General features: G+C 55.6%; 9 protein-coding genes and 2 tRNA genes. All 11 read right to left on the bottom strand.

What is annotated here, in order from left to right; genetic code table 11:
* Window positions 1-80: 80 nt before the first annotated feature.
* Window positions 81-3,509 (bottom strand): ATP-binding protein, encoded by a 3,429-nt coding sequence (locus tag ACFWUL_RS03215; RefSeq protein ID WP_416177785.1) that lies wholly within the window; start codon window positions 3,507-3,509, stop codon window positions 81-83.
* Window positions 3,496-4,110, bottom strand: coding sequence for a DUF4194 domain-containing protein (locus tag ACFWUL_RS03210; protein WP_297021120.1), 615 nt, complete (start codon window positions 4,108-4,110; stop codon window positions 3,496-3,498). The genes ACFWUL_RS03215 and ACFWUL_RS03210 overlap by 14 nt, the downstream gene beginning before the upstream one ends.
* Window positions 4,103-5,581 (bottom strand): DUF3375 domain-containing protein, encoded by a 1,479-nt coding sequence (locus ACFWUL_RS03205; RefSeq protein WP_297021123.1) that lies wholly within the window; start codon window positions 5,579-5,581, stop codon window positions 4,103-4,105. Before ACFWUL_RS03205 ends, ACFWUL_RS03210 begins: the two co-directional genes overlap by 8 nt.
* Window positions 5,582-5,625: 44 nt before the next feature.
* A complete protein-coding gene (locus ACFWUL_RS03200) occupies window positions 5,626-6,018 on the bottom strand; it encodes a hypothetical protein (protein ID WP_297021126.1) in 393 nt (130 codons plus the stop codon).
* A gap of 68 nt (window positions 6,019-6,086) precedes the next feature.
* Window positions 6,087-6,162: transfer RNA gene (locus ACFWUL_RS03195), tRNA-Arg, on the bottom strand.
* A gap of 152 nt (window positions 6,163-6,314) precedes the next feature.
* The gene (gene alr, locus ACFWUL_RS03190; protein WP_416177784.1) at window positions 6,315-7,415 is read right to left on the bottom strand and encodes an alanine racemase; all 1,101 of its coding nucleotides are present in this window, start codon (window positions 7,413-7,415) and stop codon (window positions 6,315-6,317) included.
* Between the two features lie 941 nt (window positions 7,416-8,356).
* Window positions 8,357-9,493, bottom strand: coding sequence for a radical SAM family heme chaperone HemW (gene hemW / locus ACFWUL_RS03185; protein WP_416177783.1), 1,137 nt, complete (start codon window positions 9,491-9,493; stop codon window positions 8,357-8,359).
* Window positions 9,486-11,282 (bottom strand): translation elongation factor 4, encoded by a 1,797-nt coding sequence (gene lepA / locus ACFWUL_RS03180; protein ID WP_297022813.1) that lies wholly within the window; start codon window positions 11,280-11,282, stop codon window positions 9,486-9,488. The genes hemW and lepA overlap by 8 nt, the downstream gene beginning before the upstream one ends.
* Window positions 11,283-12,330: 1,048 nt before the next feature.
* Window positions 12,331-13,230 carry an EamA family transporter gene (locus ACFWUL_RS03175; RefSeq protein ID WP_416177782.1) on the bottom strand — a complete coding sequence of 300 codons (900 nt, stop codon included), beginning with the start codon at window positions 13,228-13,230 and terminating at the stop codon, window positions 12,331-12,333.
* A 67-nt stretch (window positions 13,231-13,297) separates the two neighbouring features.
* Window positions 13,298-13,374 (bottom strand) — tRNA-Val (locus ACFWUL_RS03170).
* A 347-nt stretch (window positions 13,375-13,721) separates the two neighbouring features.
* The gene (locus ACFWUL_RS03165) at window positions 13,722-17,423 is read right to left on the bottom strand and encodes a PolC-type DNA polymerase III (RefSeq protein ID WP_416177781.1); all 3,702 of its coding nucleotides are present in this window, start codon (window positions 17,421-17,423) and stop codon (window positions 13,722-13,724) included.
* Between the last annotated feature and the right edge of the window lie 98 nt (window positions 17,424-17,521).

The raw sequence follows: 17,521 nt of genomic DNA, 5'->3' as shown, positions 1-17,521 counted from the left end.
GGCTCTTTTGCGAGCCGTGCCTGCACACCAGGCGAGCACCTTAGAGCCCGGCCGAAGCACACTCCGCCTCGCCGAAGGCGTTACCCCTCGGCTACCTGTCTTTCCGCCCTCTTCTCCCGTTCCAGGAATTCCTTTCGGTATTCGCCAATGGTCATATTCCGGAGTTCGGACTGCCTCTTTTCATTCTGGCTCACGTAGCCCAGGTTAGAAATGAAGGGTTCAATGGTGGGTATCTTGGCCAGCGGTGTCACCACAAGGAGCTGGAGGCCCATGCGGCGGAAGAGGGACAGGCCAAACCGGGCCGATTCGTCGGAGCTCTTCAGGAAGGCTTCATCGATCACAGTAAATCGGAAAGTTGGGAGCCTGCCGCCTCCGGCAATGCCAAAGCTGTATACGAAGCTGGCCGCCAGGATAGTGTAGGCCAGTTTTTCTTTCTGGCCGCCGGACTTTCCTGAGGAATCGGTGTAGTGTTCAAATTCCTCGCCCCGGGATCCATCGGATTTGCGGATCCGCTCGGACACGGCGAAGGTAAACCAGTTCCTGACATCGGTGACCAGGCTTGTCCACTTCCGGTCCTCCTCCGCCATGCCCGGGCGGCTGGCAGAAAAACGGTCCAGTATCTTTTCGATTTCCAGAAACTTTTCTTCGTTGTACTGGTCCTCGCTGCCGGAGAGGCTGCTGTCGGTACACTTCTTCAGCTGCTGCCGGAACTGGCGGATTTCATTATTCAGCGTTTCCACGCATTCGATTTCAATGTAGTGGCCCACGTTGTAATCGATATCGTAGAGGGACCGGTTGATTTCTTCAATCTTCTCCCGGATCCTGTCCCTGGCGGAGAAGAGTTTGGACTGGAAAATGGCCATATCCTGGATCGTGTTTTCCCGAAGCCGTTTCTTGAATTTCGGAAGCAGTTTCGGCAGGTCATCTTCCCGGATCCGCCGGAAAATTTCTTTATATTCATTCCGGTTCGCCCCGTTCAGCTCGGCGGTGAGGTTCGGGTCCGACTCATTGTGGAGAGTCAGGTACTGGAGGTAGTGGGTCATGCCCGTGGCCATGTCTGCTGATGCTTTCTCCTTGTCTGCATCATTGGCCGCCCGGTGATCCCGGATCCATTTATTGAAACTATTGTTTTTTTCGGTCATTGTCCCCAGGGTAAACATGCCCTTTTTACCGATGACCGCCGGCGTGATTCCCTCCAGCAGGGGAAAGGCCTTTGTCCGGATGAGGTCAGAGGCGCCGGCCAGGGTGCTCTCATCGGCTTTCTTTTTCTCCTCGTGCCGGCGGATTTCGTTGTCAAGGCCACCCTTTTCACCGCGGATGGTGCTCATGGCTTCCCGGGTGTCTTCCAGGTCCTTATTGAGCTTTTGGATTTCTTTCTCCAGCCGGGCCAGGATGTTATCGCTCCCCGTGAGGCTTCTGATGAGCTGCTTCTGCCGGTTCACCCTGTCTTCAAAAGAGGTGCGGTCGATGTCCTTGAAGTTATCGACTTTCAGGAGAGACTCGGCAGCATTGAGTTTTGCAATGTACAGATCTCTCTGTTTCTTGAGATTCCTGATCATCTCCTCCGCCTTTGCCTTATCCCTGGCAAGCTCATCCAGTTCTTTGGAAATGAGGACGATCTTTTCTTTATTGGAGAAACCCAGCACGTAGTGCCGGCGGTCATCAATGCGGTATCGGTCATCCTTCTTGTGCCATTTTCCCTGGGCCTTGATCTGTCCTTCCGGAGACAGGGCAAAAGAGGCTTTCCTGAATTCCGCCGCCGTTTCGGCGCAAATGTGGTCAAACCGGTGGTACAGTTCCGAAGCCAGCCAGGAGGCATAGGGGGAGTCTTTCTTGATATTCAGTTTTCGAGCCGCCGATTTTTCCGGCAGGTCTCCCATGGATACGGGGCGGGTATATTCGTCTACCCGGTAATAAACGATGCGCTGGTGGAGGAAATGGTTTTCCATCCAGCCGATCACCTTTTCATAAAGGGATTCCGGCACCAGTAGGGATACGCCAAATTCGGAGAGCAGCCGTTCCAGGGCCCCCTCCCATTTCTGCTCAGAAGGCTTTACTTCCATGATTTCGCCGGCAAAGGGCATATCCTTTTCCGGCACCATGAGGTCCCTTGCCATCTGCTTCCTCACCGCCACGAAACGTTCAGGAATATTGGAATCCCGCTTCTTCAAAGATTCCAGTTCCTGCCGGTCCTGGGCGATTTTGGCCACAATATCCCGCTCCCTGCTGTCGGCCTCCGACTTTTCTCCGTCCAGCCGGTCGTATTCTTTATGGAAGTCAGCGGCCAGTCCGGAAATCTGCTGCCGCCCTTTGATGAATTCATCCAAAGTAGAAGGAAGGGTAAGGCCGATGGACTCCGCCTGGAGCTGATAGGCCTCTGCATTTTTGCTGACAAGCCGGAGGTCCTTCTCATAGGCTGCCAGGTCCTTCTTCGCCCCATCCAGCCGAGCGCCGCCGTTTTCCCACATTTCCTTCTTTTTATTATCGATTTCTTCAGACAGATGGCCCGCCTCTTCTCCCAGGGCCCTGAGGCGGCTGTCCAGGTCCCCCATCCGGCGATGACACTTTTCCAGTTCCTCCGTGAGGATTTTGATTTCTTCCCTGGAGAGGTAGGCCCCAAGGCCTTCGGCCATGAGGGTAAGCTCCGACTCCTTCGTCAGGCAGGTATCATAGTCATCGGATGCCTTCACCAGGGGCTCCAGGATTTCCATTTTCTCCCGGTCCCGGATAATAGCGTCATGAATGCTTTTGAGGTCATGGAAACGGGAAAGAAGGTGCTGGATATTTTCCTCCATGGTCCCCATGTCCACTTCTCCCAGCATGTTGCGCCGTACAAAATCAGTGATGCCGTTCACCTTTTTCATGGACACGGTCTGCTGGAAGAGGTCCAGTGCGTTGTCCTGGGTAATGCCGAAGAGGGATTTGAATTTTCCCGCGTATTCCCCATAGTCATTGTAAAGATGGGCGTAGGGTATCCGCTTCAGCTTCTTTTTCAGGTCCGTTATATTGGTGCCGAAATTCCCGAAGTCCCTACGGATAGACATATCCCCTTCCCCTACCACAAAAAACCGGGTGGGCCGGTCGCTGCCGGGAGTGAAGTAGAAAACCTGGGCCAGGGATACGGCGCTTTCGCTGATGGCGTCATAGAAAACGCCCAAGATCACGGAGTACTGGTTTTTGTCACGGAGGGCCACCGGTTCCTCTTCCCCGTCGGCGTTGCTCCTCTTGGCATAGTAGCCCCGGACATAGGAATTGAGCGTCCGTTCCCGGCTGCCGGAATCAGCAGCCTTATTGTAATTGATCTTCTGCTGGGAAATGAGGAGTGTCAGTATAGCATCCACCAGGGTGGATTTCCCGGAACCGATTTCCCCGGTGAGAAGGGAGGTCTCACTGCCCACTTCAAAGGGCCAAACGGCGCCGTCAAAGGTACCCCAGTTGTAAACCTCCAGCCGCTTCATGCGGTATCCCTGGGGTGCATTCATGGTATCGGTTCCATCAAAGAGTCCCATGGTCTTCCTCCTCTTCCTTATCTTCCGTTTCTTTCACGGCTAACCCGTTTTCTTTCATGTACCTGTCCAGTTCCCTGTTGAATTCGGAAAGCCATTCCGCATCCACAAAACGGCGCAGCAGGGGCTCCACCTCGTATTCGTAGGCATTGTCCTTTACCGGCGTCAGAAGCTTCATGTCCACGGCCTTGGAAATACAACGGTCAATGGAATTGGCAAATTTCACTTCATCCGACACATCAGGGAAATAGGGTTTCATGCGACGCACCATTTCCTCTTCTTCCACCACCAGGGAGCCCTCCCCGCTGGCGCTGTCGTACTCATTGATCTCATTCCTGAGGAGCGCCAGGAAAAGGCTCATGCGGAAGGTCAATGGCTGCTTCTTCACCAGGTGCGGCAGTACCTCGTCCTCCCGCTGCTTCAGGTAGGCATAGCCCCCTTCTTCATCGATGGTGAGGGACAGGCCGATTTTCTCCATGTATTCGTCGATTCGGAACTGCTGGCTCATGATGGTATTCCAGATTTCCGGATTTCCTTCTTTTCTCACCACCCCCTGAAGGAGGCGGATAAGTGTAGTGGAAAATATGATGTCTCCCTTATCCATGGTTCTTTCCTTTCTCAAATACGATCCGATCCATTTCTACGTACCGCTCCCTTCCATCGATACTTTTGAAGGGAATCCTGTCCTTTTCCGGAAGGAAGGTATGGTGTTCGCTCTTCGCAATTTCCATGTATGCCAGAAGCTCGAAAAGTCCCTTTTCTAACGGATAGGCATCCAGTACATCCTTCAGGGTCACCCGGTCCCAGGTCTCCAGCATGTCTTCGATATGCTCCTTCAGCACTTTCTTGTCCACGTAGACCTGGTTGAAAATGGCATCGAGACTTCCATGGTGCTCACCGATTTCCAGAGCATGGGCATCGAGCTCCATTTTCGCCGGCGGCATGCGGAGAGTCCGCTCCATGGGCAGGCTGATGGTGGGTGCCCCATCGGAGAGGGTCATGAAATCCTTTTCCTTCGGCTCCCTGCCTTTCATGGCCATCGCCTTTTTCTCGATTTCCTTGATCTGGAAATAGATATTTTTCTTTTCCTGCAGGTTGTTTTCATTGACATACCAGCTGATCTGTTCCGAAAGCTTCGCAATGGTCTGCTGCACGTCCTCCGCTCCGTCCACCCAGGCCTGCTTGATATGGAGGGCATCGTAGCGGTTTGTCTCCTGGGACAGGGCTTTCAGCGTGAGGATCTTTCGCATGGTCTCATCAAAGTCCCGCTGCTGGGAAAAGGCCATGAGGTAATCGAAGAAGGCGGTGAAGCTCTTTCCCTGCTCTGATTCCTCGATGACCTCCCGGTCCGCGATAAACTGCTCCAGCAGTGCCCCTTTCCCATGTTCCCATTCGTTCACTTCATCCCGAAATTCTGTATAAATCTGGTGAAATTTATCCTTTACTTCCCGGAAATCGGAAAGAATGCCGCCGGCAATGTCCATGGCTTCCATGAATCGTTCCTTAATCTGCACGTCATCTAAGACGTCCACCTTGCCACCGGCTTTCAGGTCCTGGATTTTACGGTTGATTTCCTTCTTCTGGGCTGTAAGGTACTTCAGCCGTTCTTCCTTGTCCGGGTTTGCCTGGTGCTCGATTTCGTGGAGCAGGTGGAAGAACGTGTGGAGCCTGGACTCGGTGCCGATGAAGGAACGGCTCTTCAGGCTTTCCAGCCATTCCACCGCCTTCTGTCCCGCCGTGGTGAGGTCATAGAATGTCTGGTGGTCCCGATAAAACCGGCGAAGCCACCGATGGTCCTCGTCCGACCATTTCCGAAGGTAGAACCGTGCTTCTTCCCGGAGCTCCTCTTCATCTGGAATATCTTCTCCCGCCAGAGAATGCTTTTCAGACAGGGCAGACCGCATATCCAGGACCAGCCGGGCTTCGCTTAGATTTCTTACGTTATTTTCCAGAAATTCATGATAAAAAAAGGAACAGCAGAACGCCGCATCATCAGACGCAAGAAGCTTCCACGATGGGCTGCTGTTCCGTAAGAGGGCAAGTGAATCCAAATCCATAAACCCGTCTTTCGCCATGGGTTCCTTCCTCCTTGTTCTTTCAATTTACCACCGGAAATGATTTATATAAGGTAAAGAAATGCAATCCACATGAGCACCGTCACCGCCGCCCCCAAAAGGATTGCCTTCTGCCACTCTGTCTTCTTTCTGTCCCCCATCTCTTCCTCTGAAAGGACGGGAGCAGCATTTTTCTTTCCTGATTTTGCAGGGACCAGAACAAGTGCAAGAAGGGCTGCGATTTCTCCGTACACCATCTTTTGGAGGAGGTCCTCCGGCACAGGGTTCATGATGGTCAGAAGAAGGCAGGGCAAGAAAATCACCGCAAGGCATAAAAGTCGAAGAATCCTGTACCAGAGGGGATAGGAAACAGAGCCTGCCCCTTTCCCCGATGCCTTCCAGCCCCACAGGGTCATGAGAAGGCCAAGGGCCAGGAAAAGAAAATTGAATTCATCCATAAGGGCTCCCCAAAAGGTGCTGTGTAAAAAAAGCCTCATGCCGGATTAAGGCATGAGGCAATAACTTCTGGTGCGTCTAGAGGGATTCGAACTCTCGACACCTGGTTCCGGAGACCAGTGCTCTATCCACTGAGCTATAGACGCCTAACAGAAGGTATTATAGCATATAACGTCCGGAATGGGAAGAGGGTATTTTGCAGTACGACGAATAAGCGGCGTGCGCAGGTGTAGAGCTTCCAGCTGCCAGCCCCGCACTTTCACACGGCACCCATCTGCATAACATCGCTGCCGACGGATTACTTTTCTACAAATACCCTGGGGATTCTCTTCAGGTCGCAGGTGATTTCGTGGGGAATGGTGCCGGCGGTCTTGGCCACTTCGTCCAGGGTGATTTCTCCTTCTCCCTGTTTGCCCATGAGGATCACTTCATCCCCCGGTTTCACGGTGTCGTCTACGGCCACCATGAACTGGTCCATGCAGATACGGCCGACGATGGGGCAGCGTTTGCCACCGATGAGGACGGCGCCCTTATTGGAGAGGCACCGGGGGTAGCCGTCGGCGTAGCCGATGGGGACGGTGGCGGTCTTCATATCCCTATCTGCCACGAATGTGCCGCCGTAGCCGATGGCTTCGCCTTTGTGGAGGGTCTGCACGTGGGTGACGTGGCTCACGATGCGCATGACATACTGGAGGTCCAGCCTGTTTTCCATTTCATCGGAAGGCTGGGGTCCGTAGATGATGATGCCCGGGCGGGCCAGGTTGTGCCAGCTTCTGGGGATGTCGATGACGCCGGCGCTGTTGGCGGAGGAAATGACGAATTTATCGTCCACCGGCATTTTGGCGATGGCTTCGTCGAAGCGGTCCAGCTGCTTCAGGGCTGCGGACTTATCCTTGCAGTCGGCAGTGGCCATGTGGGTCCAGGTGCCATGGAGGTGCAGGTGGGGATAATGGGACAGCTTTTCCAGGAACGCCGGTACATCTTCGGGATGGGTGCCGATGCGGTTCATGCCGGTGTCAATAGGCATCATGACTTCTACCGTCTTTCCGGCGCCTCTGGCAATGTCTTCGAAGGCTTCCAGGTCCACCGTGTCATCCACCGGCAGGGTGAGGTCGTATTTCACGCCCATGAGCATGTCTTCTGGAAGCGGAAGGCCAAGGACGTACATGGGGCAGGTAAAGCCGGCTCTACGGAGTTCGGCCCCCTCTTCCACCCGGGCTACGGCGGCGGCGGTATATCCCTCTTCCATGGCGATGCGGAGCGTTTCCACAGCGCCGTGGCCATAGGCATTGGCCTTCACTACGGCCAGGACATTCACTTCCTTCGGCAGGTGCTGGCGGATGACTCTCAGATTGTGACGAAGTGCATTCAGATTGATTTCCATGTAAGAAACTGGCATAACAAATTCTCCCTCCAATAAAAAAGGCACTCCAGCAAAGGGGCACGGGATTTCCCGTCCCCGAAGCCGCAGTGCTTCCTTTTTCTTGTGAAATTGTGGATACTCTTATGATAATCCAACAGGAGGAAAAAGGAAAGGGGGAATGTGAAGTAAGTAGCTAGTAGCTAGTAGCTAGTAGCTAGTGGCTGGTGGCCAGGTGGCCTGGCCCTGCGGGCTAATGAGATTGAGACCGAGATCGAGATCGAGGGGATCTGGCCCTGCGGGCCCAGCCCTTCAGTTCCCTTCAGCTAACCCCATGGCCAGCCACAAAAGGAAGGCGCTTTAATGGGCAGGCTAAGCGCCAACTTGGGCTGGCCTCGCAGGTCCTATGCAGGACCTGTGCCCACGTGTGCAGCTCTCTTCGGGGAAGAGAGCCTACTGCTGAGTCATTTGCACTTTTTTGTGCAGAGTCTTCAGGATCCCATCTGCGGCGGAGCCGCGGTCAACAGTCCCCCTTTTTCAAAGGGGGATGTCTGCGCCAGCAGACAGAGGGATTCTTATGGGTTCTTCTCACTGGCGGTTTAAATGCCCATTGTGCAGTAAACCCATCACCATCTCTCAGCCCCGTGGGCAGCTCTCTTCGGGGAAGAGAGCCTACTGCTGAGTCATTTGCACTTTTTTGAACAGAGCCACCAGGGACCCATTGGCAGCGGAGCCGCTGGCCCTCAACTATCAACCTGCTTACTTCTTTCGATGTAGTTCGGTCATAGTCATTGACCGGAAAAATCTCTCGGCTCATCGAAGCTGCAGCTCAGAAATAGATTTGAAAATTGAGTGAAGAGAATTGAGGTACCGCCGCTTCGCGGCAATCAAATATCATAAGGCGGCGCTATCTGATTTGTGCGCCGCCACCACCACTCCTCACTCCTAACTCCTCACTTCTCACTACCTGCTCTTCTCCCCTACTCATCCCGCAGGAACTGTTCGAAGACATAGTTGCCCAGGGCGGCGCCGTGGAAGGTGAAGGAGAGGCGGCGGTTTTCTTCTTTCAAGAGTTTCTGCTTTTTGAGCATGGTGATTTTATCGCCGTACCAATAGCGGATGTCTTCTCCGTAGCGGCGGGCGAAGTCGTCTAAAGGGATGCCTTCTTTCATGCGGAGGTGGAGGAAGCAGTATTCCTCCATTTCGTCTTTTTCCGACAGGTTTTCCACGTCCATGGACGGCGGGCTGCCGGTGAGCAGTTCTTTTTCATAGAGCCGGACGCCGGGGCTCACTTCGAAGCGCTGCCTTCCGATGCGGGAGGCGGCGGCAGGCCCGAGGCCCAGGTAGTCTTTCAGTTCCCAGTACTTTTGGTTGTGCCGGCTGCGGAATCCTCTCCGGGCGAAGCTGGAGATTTCGTACCGCTCGAAGCCGTAGTGCGGCAGGATCCGGCACATGTCCCGGTACATGAGCCAGCTGTCGTTTTCTGTGGGCCTCATGAGCGCTCCCCGGTCCGCCAGCTGCTTGAACCTTGTCCCCTCTTCCAGGATGAGACTGTACACGGAGACGTGGGTAATGGGAAGGTGCACCGCCCAGAGGAGGGATTTCCGGAAGTCCTCCACACTCTGACCCGGCAGTTCGTACATGAGGTCGATGCTCATGTTGTGAAATCCCGCTTTATAGGCCCGTTTCACCGCCTTTTCCGCTTCCGATGCGGTATGGAGGCGGCCGATGGCGCGAAGGAGCCTGTCGTCATGGCTCTGGACGCCGATGGAAATGCGGTTGATGCCCAGGGCCCTGGCATTTTGCAGGTAGGACTCGGTCATATCGCAGGGGTTCATTTCCATGGTGATTTCCGCCGTTTCTGAAAGGTGGAAATAGTGCCTCACCCCTTCCATGACCTGTGCAAGCTGGTCTTCAGTCAGGGAGGAGGGGGTGCCGCCGCCCAGATAGAGGGTGTCGCAGGTACGGCTGGCAAAGGCGGGGCTCCGCATTTCCATTTCCTTCAGGAGGGCGGAAAGGAAGCGGCCATCCGGTTTCCTTCCAATCGAATAGAAGCCGCAGTAATCACAGCGGCTTCTACAGAAGGGTATATGAATATATAATCCCAGGTCAGTCATCTTTCAGGACCGCCATGAACGCTTCCTGGGGGATTTCCACGCTGCCTACCTGCTTCATGCGCTTCTTCCCTTCCTTCTGCTTTTCCAGCAGTTTCTTCTTACGGGTCACGTCGCCGCCGTAGCACTTGGCCAGCACATCCTTCTTGTAGGCCTTGATGGTTTCCCGGGCAATGATCTTGCTGCCGATGGCGGCCTGGATGGGCACTTCAAACTGCTGGCGGGGAATGATATCCTTCAGCTTCAGTGCCAGGGCCCGGCCCCGGGCGGGGGCGTTGCTCCGGTGGACGATGATGGACAGGGCGTCCACGAGGTCCCCATTCAGGAGGATATCCAGCTTCACGGCGTCGGTCTTCTGGTAGCCGTCCACCTGGTAGTCCAGGGAGGCGTAGCCCTTGGTGCAGGATTTCAGCTTGTCAAAGAAATCGAAGATGATTTCCGAAAGGGGCACGTGGTAGGTGAGGTCTACCCGGGTCTCGTCGAGGTATTCCATATTTTCGAAGACGCCACGGCGGTTCTGGACCAGTTCCATCACATTCCCCACCATGCCGGAGGGGACGAGGATGCTCACTTTCGCCACCGGTTCTTCGATGTGCTCGATCTTCGTCATCGGCGGCAGTTCCGCCGGATTGTCCACGGCCACCATGGTGCCGTCGGTCTTATAGACGTGGTAAATGACAGAGGGGGCTGTGGTGATGAGCTTCAGGTGGTATTCCCGTTCCAGCCGTTCCTGGACCACGTCCATGTGGAGGAGTCCCAGGAAGCCGCAGCGGAAACCAAATCCCAGGGCCTGGGAGGTTTCGGGCTGGAATTCCAGGGCCGCGTCGTTGAGTTTCAGCTTTTCCAGGGCGTCCTTCAGGTTGTCATAGTCCTTGCTGTCGATGGGGTACATGCCGCAGAATACCATGGGCAATGCCTTCCGGTAGCCCGGGAGGGCCTCGGCGGCGCCGTTTTCGGCGGTGGTGATGGTATCCCCCACTTCGCAGTCCTGGACGTTCTTGATGCTGGCAGCCACGTAGCCCACGGAACCGCAGGTGAGGACGTCGGCAGGTTTCGGAAGGGGCGAGAAATAGCCCACTTCTGTCACCGTGTACACCTTGCCGGAAGCCATCATTTTGATGTTCATGCCCGGTTTGATTTCCCCGTCCATCACCCGGACGTAGGCAATGGCTCCTTTGTAGGAATCGAAAATGGAATCGAAAATAAGGCAGCGCAGGGGCTTCTTCGAATTATCCGGAGGCGGCGGTACCTGCTCCACGATGCGCTTCAGTACTTCTTCCACGTTCTGGCCGGTCTTGGCGGAAACGGGAATGGCATCGGACATGTCAAGGCCAATGATATTTTCCACTTCCTTCTTCACCCGGTCCACGTCGGCGCTGGGAAGGTCGATCTTATTGATGACGGGGATGATTTCCAGGTCATGGTCCAGGGCGAGGTACACGTTAGCCAGGGTCTGGGCCTGGACCCCCTGGGTGGCGTCGATGATGAGGATAGCCCCTTCGCAGGCGGAAAGGCTCCGGGACACTTCGTAATTGAAATCCACGTGCCCTGGGGTGTCGATGAGGTTCAGCTCGTAGGTGTCGCCGTCTTCATACTTGTACATGAGGCGGACGGACTGCTCCTTGATGGTGATGCCCCTCTCTCTTTCCAGGTCCATGGTGTCCAGGATCTGGGCTTCCATGTCCCTCTTCTTCACAGTGCCTGTGAGCTCGATGAGCCGGTCGGCGAGGGTGGACTTCCCATGGTCGATGTGGGCGATGATTGAAAAGTTTCTGATATGTTCTGTATCCATAGGTGCTCCTGTATATAATGCAAAATTTTCATCTGCTCTATTGTACTATATGAGGGAAATGGGAGTAAAGGATAATGAGGTCGGGATCGAGGGGTCTAGGTCTAGGTCTAGGGCTAGATCTAGGTCTAGCCCTAGGTCATCAGGCCCTGCGGGCCGGGTAACCGGTGGCTGAACGGCGTGTGAACCGGTGTGGGCTTTCAGCCTTTAGCCTTTAGCCTTTAGCTGGTCAGGCCCTGCGGGCTGAACCGGCCAGCGGCTTCGCCGCGGTGGTGGCGGCGCACAAATTGGGAAGCGCCGCATTATGAATTTCATCTGCGGCGGAGCCGCTATAAACAGTCTCCCTTTCTCAAAGGCGAGGGTCCTGCAGAGGACCCTCGAGCCGGGCCCAAGTTGGCGCTTTTTCTGCCCATTAAAGCGCCTTCCTTTCAGGGCCCGGCCGGAATGATGTCTGCGCCAGCAGACAGAGGGATTCTGGTGGGTTCTTCTCACATAGGAGTTTAAATGCCCATTGTGCAGTAAACCCGTTACCATCTCTCAGCCCCGTGGGCAGCTCTCTTCGGGGAAGAGAGCCTACTGCAGTGTCATTTACACGTTAAAGGTGCAGAGTCTTTAGGGATCCCATCGGCGGCGGAGCCGCTATAAACAGTCTCCCTTTCTCAAAGGCGAGGGTCCTGCAGAGGACTCTCGAACCGGGCCCAAGTTGATCGGCCAGCCGCTTACGGATCGTCCCCCTTTTTCAAAGGGGGATATCTGCGCAGCAGACAGAGGAATTCTAGTGGGACCAGCGCCCTATGGCGTTGTATCACCGTCATAGGCATCTTCCAGAGAGATCTCTCGACTCATCGTAGCTGTAGCAATTTTTAACGGCTGAGTCATACAACATGCTGCCATCGCTCGAGATGACGGGTTAGGGGTAGTGTCACAGAGTGCGGCGGAGATGCGGATGGGTTCTGTAGGGACAGCCGCAGGCTGACAACCTAGATCTAGATCTAGACCTAGACCTGGACCTGAATCCAGGGAAGCGCTGATTAATTCGCAGAGTCAGATTTCATAGCTTTCCTTTCTCCCCTATCACTCCCGGCGCTGCTATGGCCAGGAGGACCATGACGATGCCGACGGCCTGGATCCAGTCGAAGCGGACGTTGAAGAGGAAGAAGGAGGCGATGACGGATACCGCCGGTTCTACGGTGGCGGTGACGGAGGCCTGGGATGCGCTGAGGTAATGGAGGCCTGCGTTGTAGCAGGTGAAGGCTACCACGGTGCCGCAGACTACGATCCAGATGGAGTCGAAGAGTACGTTCCTTGCGAAGAAGCCGGAGAAGTCGGTGACCGGGTCCAGGAGCCAGGCTGCTGTGGCGCCGGTAAACATGCCGATGGTGAGGATGAAGGAGTTGTCCAGGATGCCCATGAGGTGTTTCGGGTATATGGCGCAGACGGCAAAGAAGAAGGCCGATATGAGGCCCAGGTATACGCAGTCTGCGGGCACGGCGATTTTATGGATGTCCCCGCCGGTGACGAGGAGGAAGACTCCAAGAATGGCAAGAATCACAGCCGCGAGCTCCCCTTTTCCGGGAAACCGGCGATGACGGAGAGATACCCAGATGATGACGATGGCGGGGCAGGTGTACTGGATCACCGTGGCGGCGGCAGCATTGCCGGCGGCGATGGAGGCAAAGTAGGTGTAGTGCATGAGCATGAGACCCACGATGCCGTAAAAGATAAGGCCCAGCCAGAGGACGGGCTGCTTCTTCATTTCCCGGATGGCCGGCTTCCATTTCCCCCGGATGCAGCAGACGCAGAACATGATGAAGCCGGCGGAGAACATGCGGAACACCGTGAGGTCCATGGAGTCCAGCGTGCTTTTTCGGAAGAAATCCTGGGCCGCCAGGCCGCAGCCGGCCCACATGGTGCCGGCGATCAATACCATGAGTACCGCAAAGAGTTTCATGGAATCCCCTTCTTTCCGGGTCTTTTGGAAAACACAAAAACCCGCCTTTTCGGCGGGTTATGAATTCTGGTGGGACTATTTGGATTCGAACCAAAGACCTCTTCGATGTCAACGAAGCGCTCTGACCAACTGAGCTATAACCCCGAATGTTAATGTAATTATATCATGGGACAGGGAAATTGTGCAAGGCTTTGTTAACGGTTGGATTCACCGGAGCAGGGCTTTGAGCCTTCAGCCTTGAGCCTTGAGCTGTACAGCCACTCTTGCGACAGATGTCGGATAGCTGGGTGTATGGCTGCGCGGGTGGGGGCTTCCAGCTCCTGGCTGCCAGCGGCCAGGGTATCTGGGCAGGCCCTTGGGGCCAAAACCGGACAGGATTCTCCTGCACAGCTAAGCCGCTGGCTGAAATTGGCAGAAGCGCCGTAGGCTGACCAGCTTTCCTGAAAGCCAGCAGCTAACAGCCAGAAGCTCCACACGGTCGCATGGCAGCTTTAATATGCAAACGAGAACAGCGACATCTGCTCTTCGTCGGGCAGGTCTTTCAGGATGCCCATGTCGTCCATGGTGTCGATGATGGACTGGCTCACCTTGCCCCGTTTCTTCAGGTCTTCCTTGGAGGTGAAGCGGTGCTCGTCCCTTGCTTTCACGATTTCCTTGGCCACCGCGTCTCCCAGGGCAGGGATGCAATTGAAGGGAGGACGGAGCTTCCCGTCTTCCATCTTGAATTCGGAGGCGTCCGACTTCTCGAGGCTGATGGGCAGGAATTCCAGGCCCCGGAGGTACATTTCCGCTGCCACTTCGATGACCGTGGCGTTGCCCTTTTCCACGGCCGTGGGGTGTTCCAGGGAGGCGATGCGGGCCAGTTCCTGTTTCTGGGATTCCAGGCCCCGGAGGATCACCGGCGCATTGAAGGAGCCTTCGGCGCGGATGGTGAAGTAGGCGGCGTAGTAGGCCAGGGGCTGGTACACCTTGAACCAGGCGATGCGGAAGGCCATCATAACGTAGGCCACGGCGTGGGCCCGCGGGAAGAGGTAGCCGATCTTGAGGCAGGAGTCGATGAACCACTGGGGAATGTGGGCGGCGTCGAGCTCTGCCCGGTTGTTGGAGCCATTCTTTTCGAGGCCCTTTCCTTTACGGACGTTTTCCATGACCTTGAAGGCGGTGAGGGGCTTCACCCCGTGGTGAATGAGGTAGTTCATCACGTCGTCTCGGGTGGAAATGGCGTCTTCCAGTTTCACGGTGCCGTTCTTGATGAGGTCCTGGGCGTTATTCAGCCACACATCGGTGCCGTGGGAAAATCCGGAAATTCGTACGAGTTCGGAGAAGTTCTTCGGCCTCGTGTCTTCCAGCATGCCCCGGACGAAGGGGGTACCGTATTCCGGGAGCCCCAGGGTCCCTACAGTGACTCCCTTGTTGCCGATGACCGATGCCAGCTGCTGGGGCGTGATGCCCAGGGCTTCGGTGGAGGAAAAGAGGGACAAGGTCTTCTTATCATCGAAGGGGATGGTCATGGGGTCGATGCCGGTGATATCCTGGAGCATGCGGATGACCTTCGGATCATCGTGGCCCAGAATATCCAGCTTCAGCATACGGCCGGAGATGGAGTGGTAATCGAAGTGGGTGGTGATGGTGCCGGGAATCTGGTTTCCCTCTTCATCTTTCAGATATTTCTTGTTTGCCGCGTACTGGAGGGGCGTGAAATTGTGGATGTCCATATCCCTCGGACAGACCATGATGCCTGCCGGATGCTGGCCGGTGGTGCGCTTCACCCCTGCCACGCCGGCGGACAGTTTTTCTATGAAAATATCGTTGAACGAGAGTCCCCGGTTTTCGGCGTATTTCTTCACGAAACCGTAGGCCGTCTTGTCCTGGATGCCGGCGATGGTGCCGGCCCGGAATACATTGTCCCGTCCGAAGAGTTCTTCGGTGTACTTATGGGCCACGCCCTGGTCGTCGCCGGAGGAGAAGTTCAGGTCGATATCAGGGACCTTGTCCCCGTCGAATCCCAGGAATACGGCAAACGGAATGTTATGGCCGTTCTTGTGGAGCGGAGTACCGCATTTCGGGCATTTCTTATCTGGCAGGTCGAAACCGCCGCCTACGGAGCCGTCGGTGAAGAATTCTGTCCAGTGGCACTTGGGGCACACGTAATGGGGCGGCAGCGGATTTACTTCCGTAATGCCGGACATGGTGGCGACGAAGGAGGACCCTACGGATCCTCGGGAGCCTACGAGGTAGCCCCGGTCGTTGGAGTGCTTCACCAGCTTGTGGGCGATGTAGTACAGGACGCCGTAGCCGTGCTTGATGATCGGCGTCAGTTCCAGGGTGAGCCGGTCCTCCACGATTTTCGGCAGCGGGTCCCCGTAAATGGCGTGGGCATTGTCATAGCACATTTTCACCAGCTTGTCATCGGCGCCGGCGATTTTCGGGTTGTAGGACTTCCATTCCTCCGCCAGGGGCTTCAGCACTTCACACTGCTCCGCGATTTTTCTCGTATTGGTGATGACGATTTCGATGGCCTTTTCCTTGGGCAGGTAGGAAAATTCATCCAGCATTTCCTGGGTGGTCCGGATGTAGACGGGCGGATGGGACTCGATTTTCCCCGGCTTTTCCCAGTTCGAAAGGAGGATATCCCGGTTCCGCTGGTCTTCGGCAAACATGTAGTGGGCGTCGGAGGTGGCGCACACCGGGCGGCCCGCTTTCTCTCCGATTTCTATGACCTTCCGGTTCAGGTCCTCCAGGTCCTTCTTCGAATTCACGTTGCCGAATTTATCTTCGTTGATAAGGAATTCGTTATTTCCCAGGGGCTGCACTTCCAGGTAATCGTAGAACTTTGCTTTTTGGATGAGTTCCTCGTCGCTTTCTCCCTTCAGGACGGCCCGGAAAAATTCGCCCATCACGCAGGCGGATCCGTAGATGAGGCCTTCATGGAGCTCTTCCAGGATGGGCTTCGGAATGAGGGGCCGCTTCCGGTAGTACTTCAGGTGGGACAGGGTCACCATGCGGTAGAGGTTCCGGAGGCCGGTGATGTTCTTTGCCAGGATGATGATGTGGTTGTACTGCTGCCGGTCGGTGTCCGGATTTTCCGGGATCTTGTCGATCATGTACCCTTCCATGCCGTAGATCACCTTCTGGTGGTATTTCTCCGCCAGGTCCTGGATCTTCGGGAAGGCCTGGATGACGCCGTGGTCCGTAATGGCCACGGCAGGATGGTGCCACTTGGCAGCGGTTTTGATGATTTCCTCATTGTCGATAAGGCCGTCCAGGCTCATTTTCGTGTGGAGATGGAGCTCCACCCGGGGGGTGGGATAGTTGTCTTCATGGTCGATGACCTGGGCTTCCCCCTTCTCCATCTGCTGGATTTCCAGGGTGAGGCCGTTGGTGTACTTGTCAAACCGCACGTTTCCCCGCACCTTTACCACGGTGCCGGGCTTCAGGGATTCTACCCCCGCCGCTTCTTCGGGCTTGTCGAAGAATTTCTTGCAGGCAATGCCGTTCGTATCGTCGGCAAGGCTCATGATGAAAAGCTTCTTCTTACTCCGGAGTTCCCGGACCTCCGCATTGATGACGGTGCCGTTGAAAATGACGCCATCCGCTTCGTCCGTGATGGTCCGGATATCCACGGGGTCCCCGGAAATATGTTTCCTGCCGATGAAAATGCCATTGGCCGGTCCCCCCTTCTTCCCCTTCGCCGGGGCGGACGGGGTGAGGGCACTCTTGGGGAGCACACTGGAAAGGGAGGGCAGGATGTCGGGCATATCCATTTCCGGCGCCTCCGGCAAGGGAGGCATCTCTTCCGGCCGGGACGCTGCCTGCTCTATGGAATCCAGGGAGGGCAGGGAAATATCGTCGGGCGGGAGGGAAAAGTTTTCCATGGGTTCCTCGTCAGGCAGGGGAATGTCTTCTCCCCCGAAGCCTGCATAGGACGCCGGCGCCTCCGGCTGGGAAGCCAGGGGAATTCCCTGGGCCTGGCCCTGCTTCATGGCGATTTTAGAAAATACTTCATCCGTCACGTCGTCCCCATTGATGTAGATGGACTCGATGGACAGGATTTCTTTCCCCATGTCCTGGAGGGCTTTGATGGCGGCCTCTTTGTGGTCCGCCCTGATATACCAGGCCCGGCATTCTGTATCCACCTCCATCAGGGGGATGGCGGAATTCTTATTCCGTGATTGCAGACGGTATTTTCCCATGGTTTACTCCTTTATAAATGAAAATGTATAGTCCAAACCTGCGGGGCCTTGGGCCTTCAGCCTTGAGCCTTGAGCTCATCAGCTGCTCCGCAGCGGGG

Source organism: Dialister sp. (genome assembly GCF_047832375.1).
Taxonomy (GTDB): domain Bacteria; phylum Bacillota; class Negativicutes; order Veillonellales; family Dialisteraceae; genus Dialister.
Note: the sequence above shows the minus strand (reverse complement) of the source record. Positions and strands in the feature narration are given on the sequence as shown.

What these genes read in the sequence shown, in the direction of transcription:
- ACFWUL_RS03205 (WP_297021123.1), bottom strand. Translation starts at nt 5,581, where the DNA reads ATGGCGAAAGACGGGTTTATGGATTTGGATTCACTTGCCCTCTTACGG.
- lepA (WP_297022813.1), bottom strand. Translation starts at nt 11,282, where the DNA reads ATGGATACAGAACATATCAGAAACTTTTCAATCATCGCCCACATCGAC.
- ACFWUL_RS03175 (WP_416177782.1), bottom strand. Translation starts at nt 13,230, where the DNA reads ATGAAACTCTTTGCGGTACTCATGGTATTGATCGCCGGCACCATGTGG.
- hemW (WP_416177783.1), bottom strand. Translation starts at nt 9,493, where the DNA reads ATGACTGACCTGGGATTATATATTCATATACCCTTCTGTAGAAGCCGC.
- ACFWUL_RS03210 (WP_297021120.1), bottom strand. Translation starts at nt 4,110, where the DNA reads ATGGATAAGGGAGACATCATATTTTCCACTACACTTATCCGCCTCCTT.
- alr (WP_416177784.1), bottom strand. Translation starts at nt 7,415, where the DNA reads ATGCCAGTTTCTTACATGGAAATCAATCTGAATGCACTTCGTCACAAT.
- ACFWUL_RS03200 (WP_297021126.1), bottom strand. Translation starts at nt 6,018, where the DNA reads ATGGATGAATTCAATTTTCTTTTCCTGGCCCTTGGCCTTCTCATGACC.
- ACFWUL_RS03165 (WP_416177781.1), bottom strand. Translation starts at nt 17,423, where the DNA reads ATGGGAAAATACCGTCTGCAATCACGGAATAAGAATTCCGCCATCCCC.
- ACFWUL_RS03215 (WP_416177785.1), bottom strand. Translation starts at nt 3,509, where the DNA reads ATGGGACTCTTTGATGGAACCGATACCATGAATGCACCCCAGGGATAC.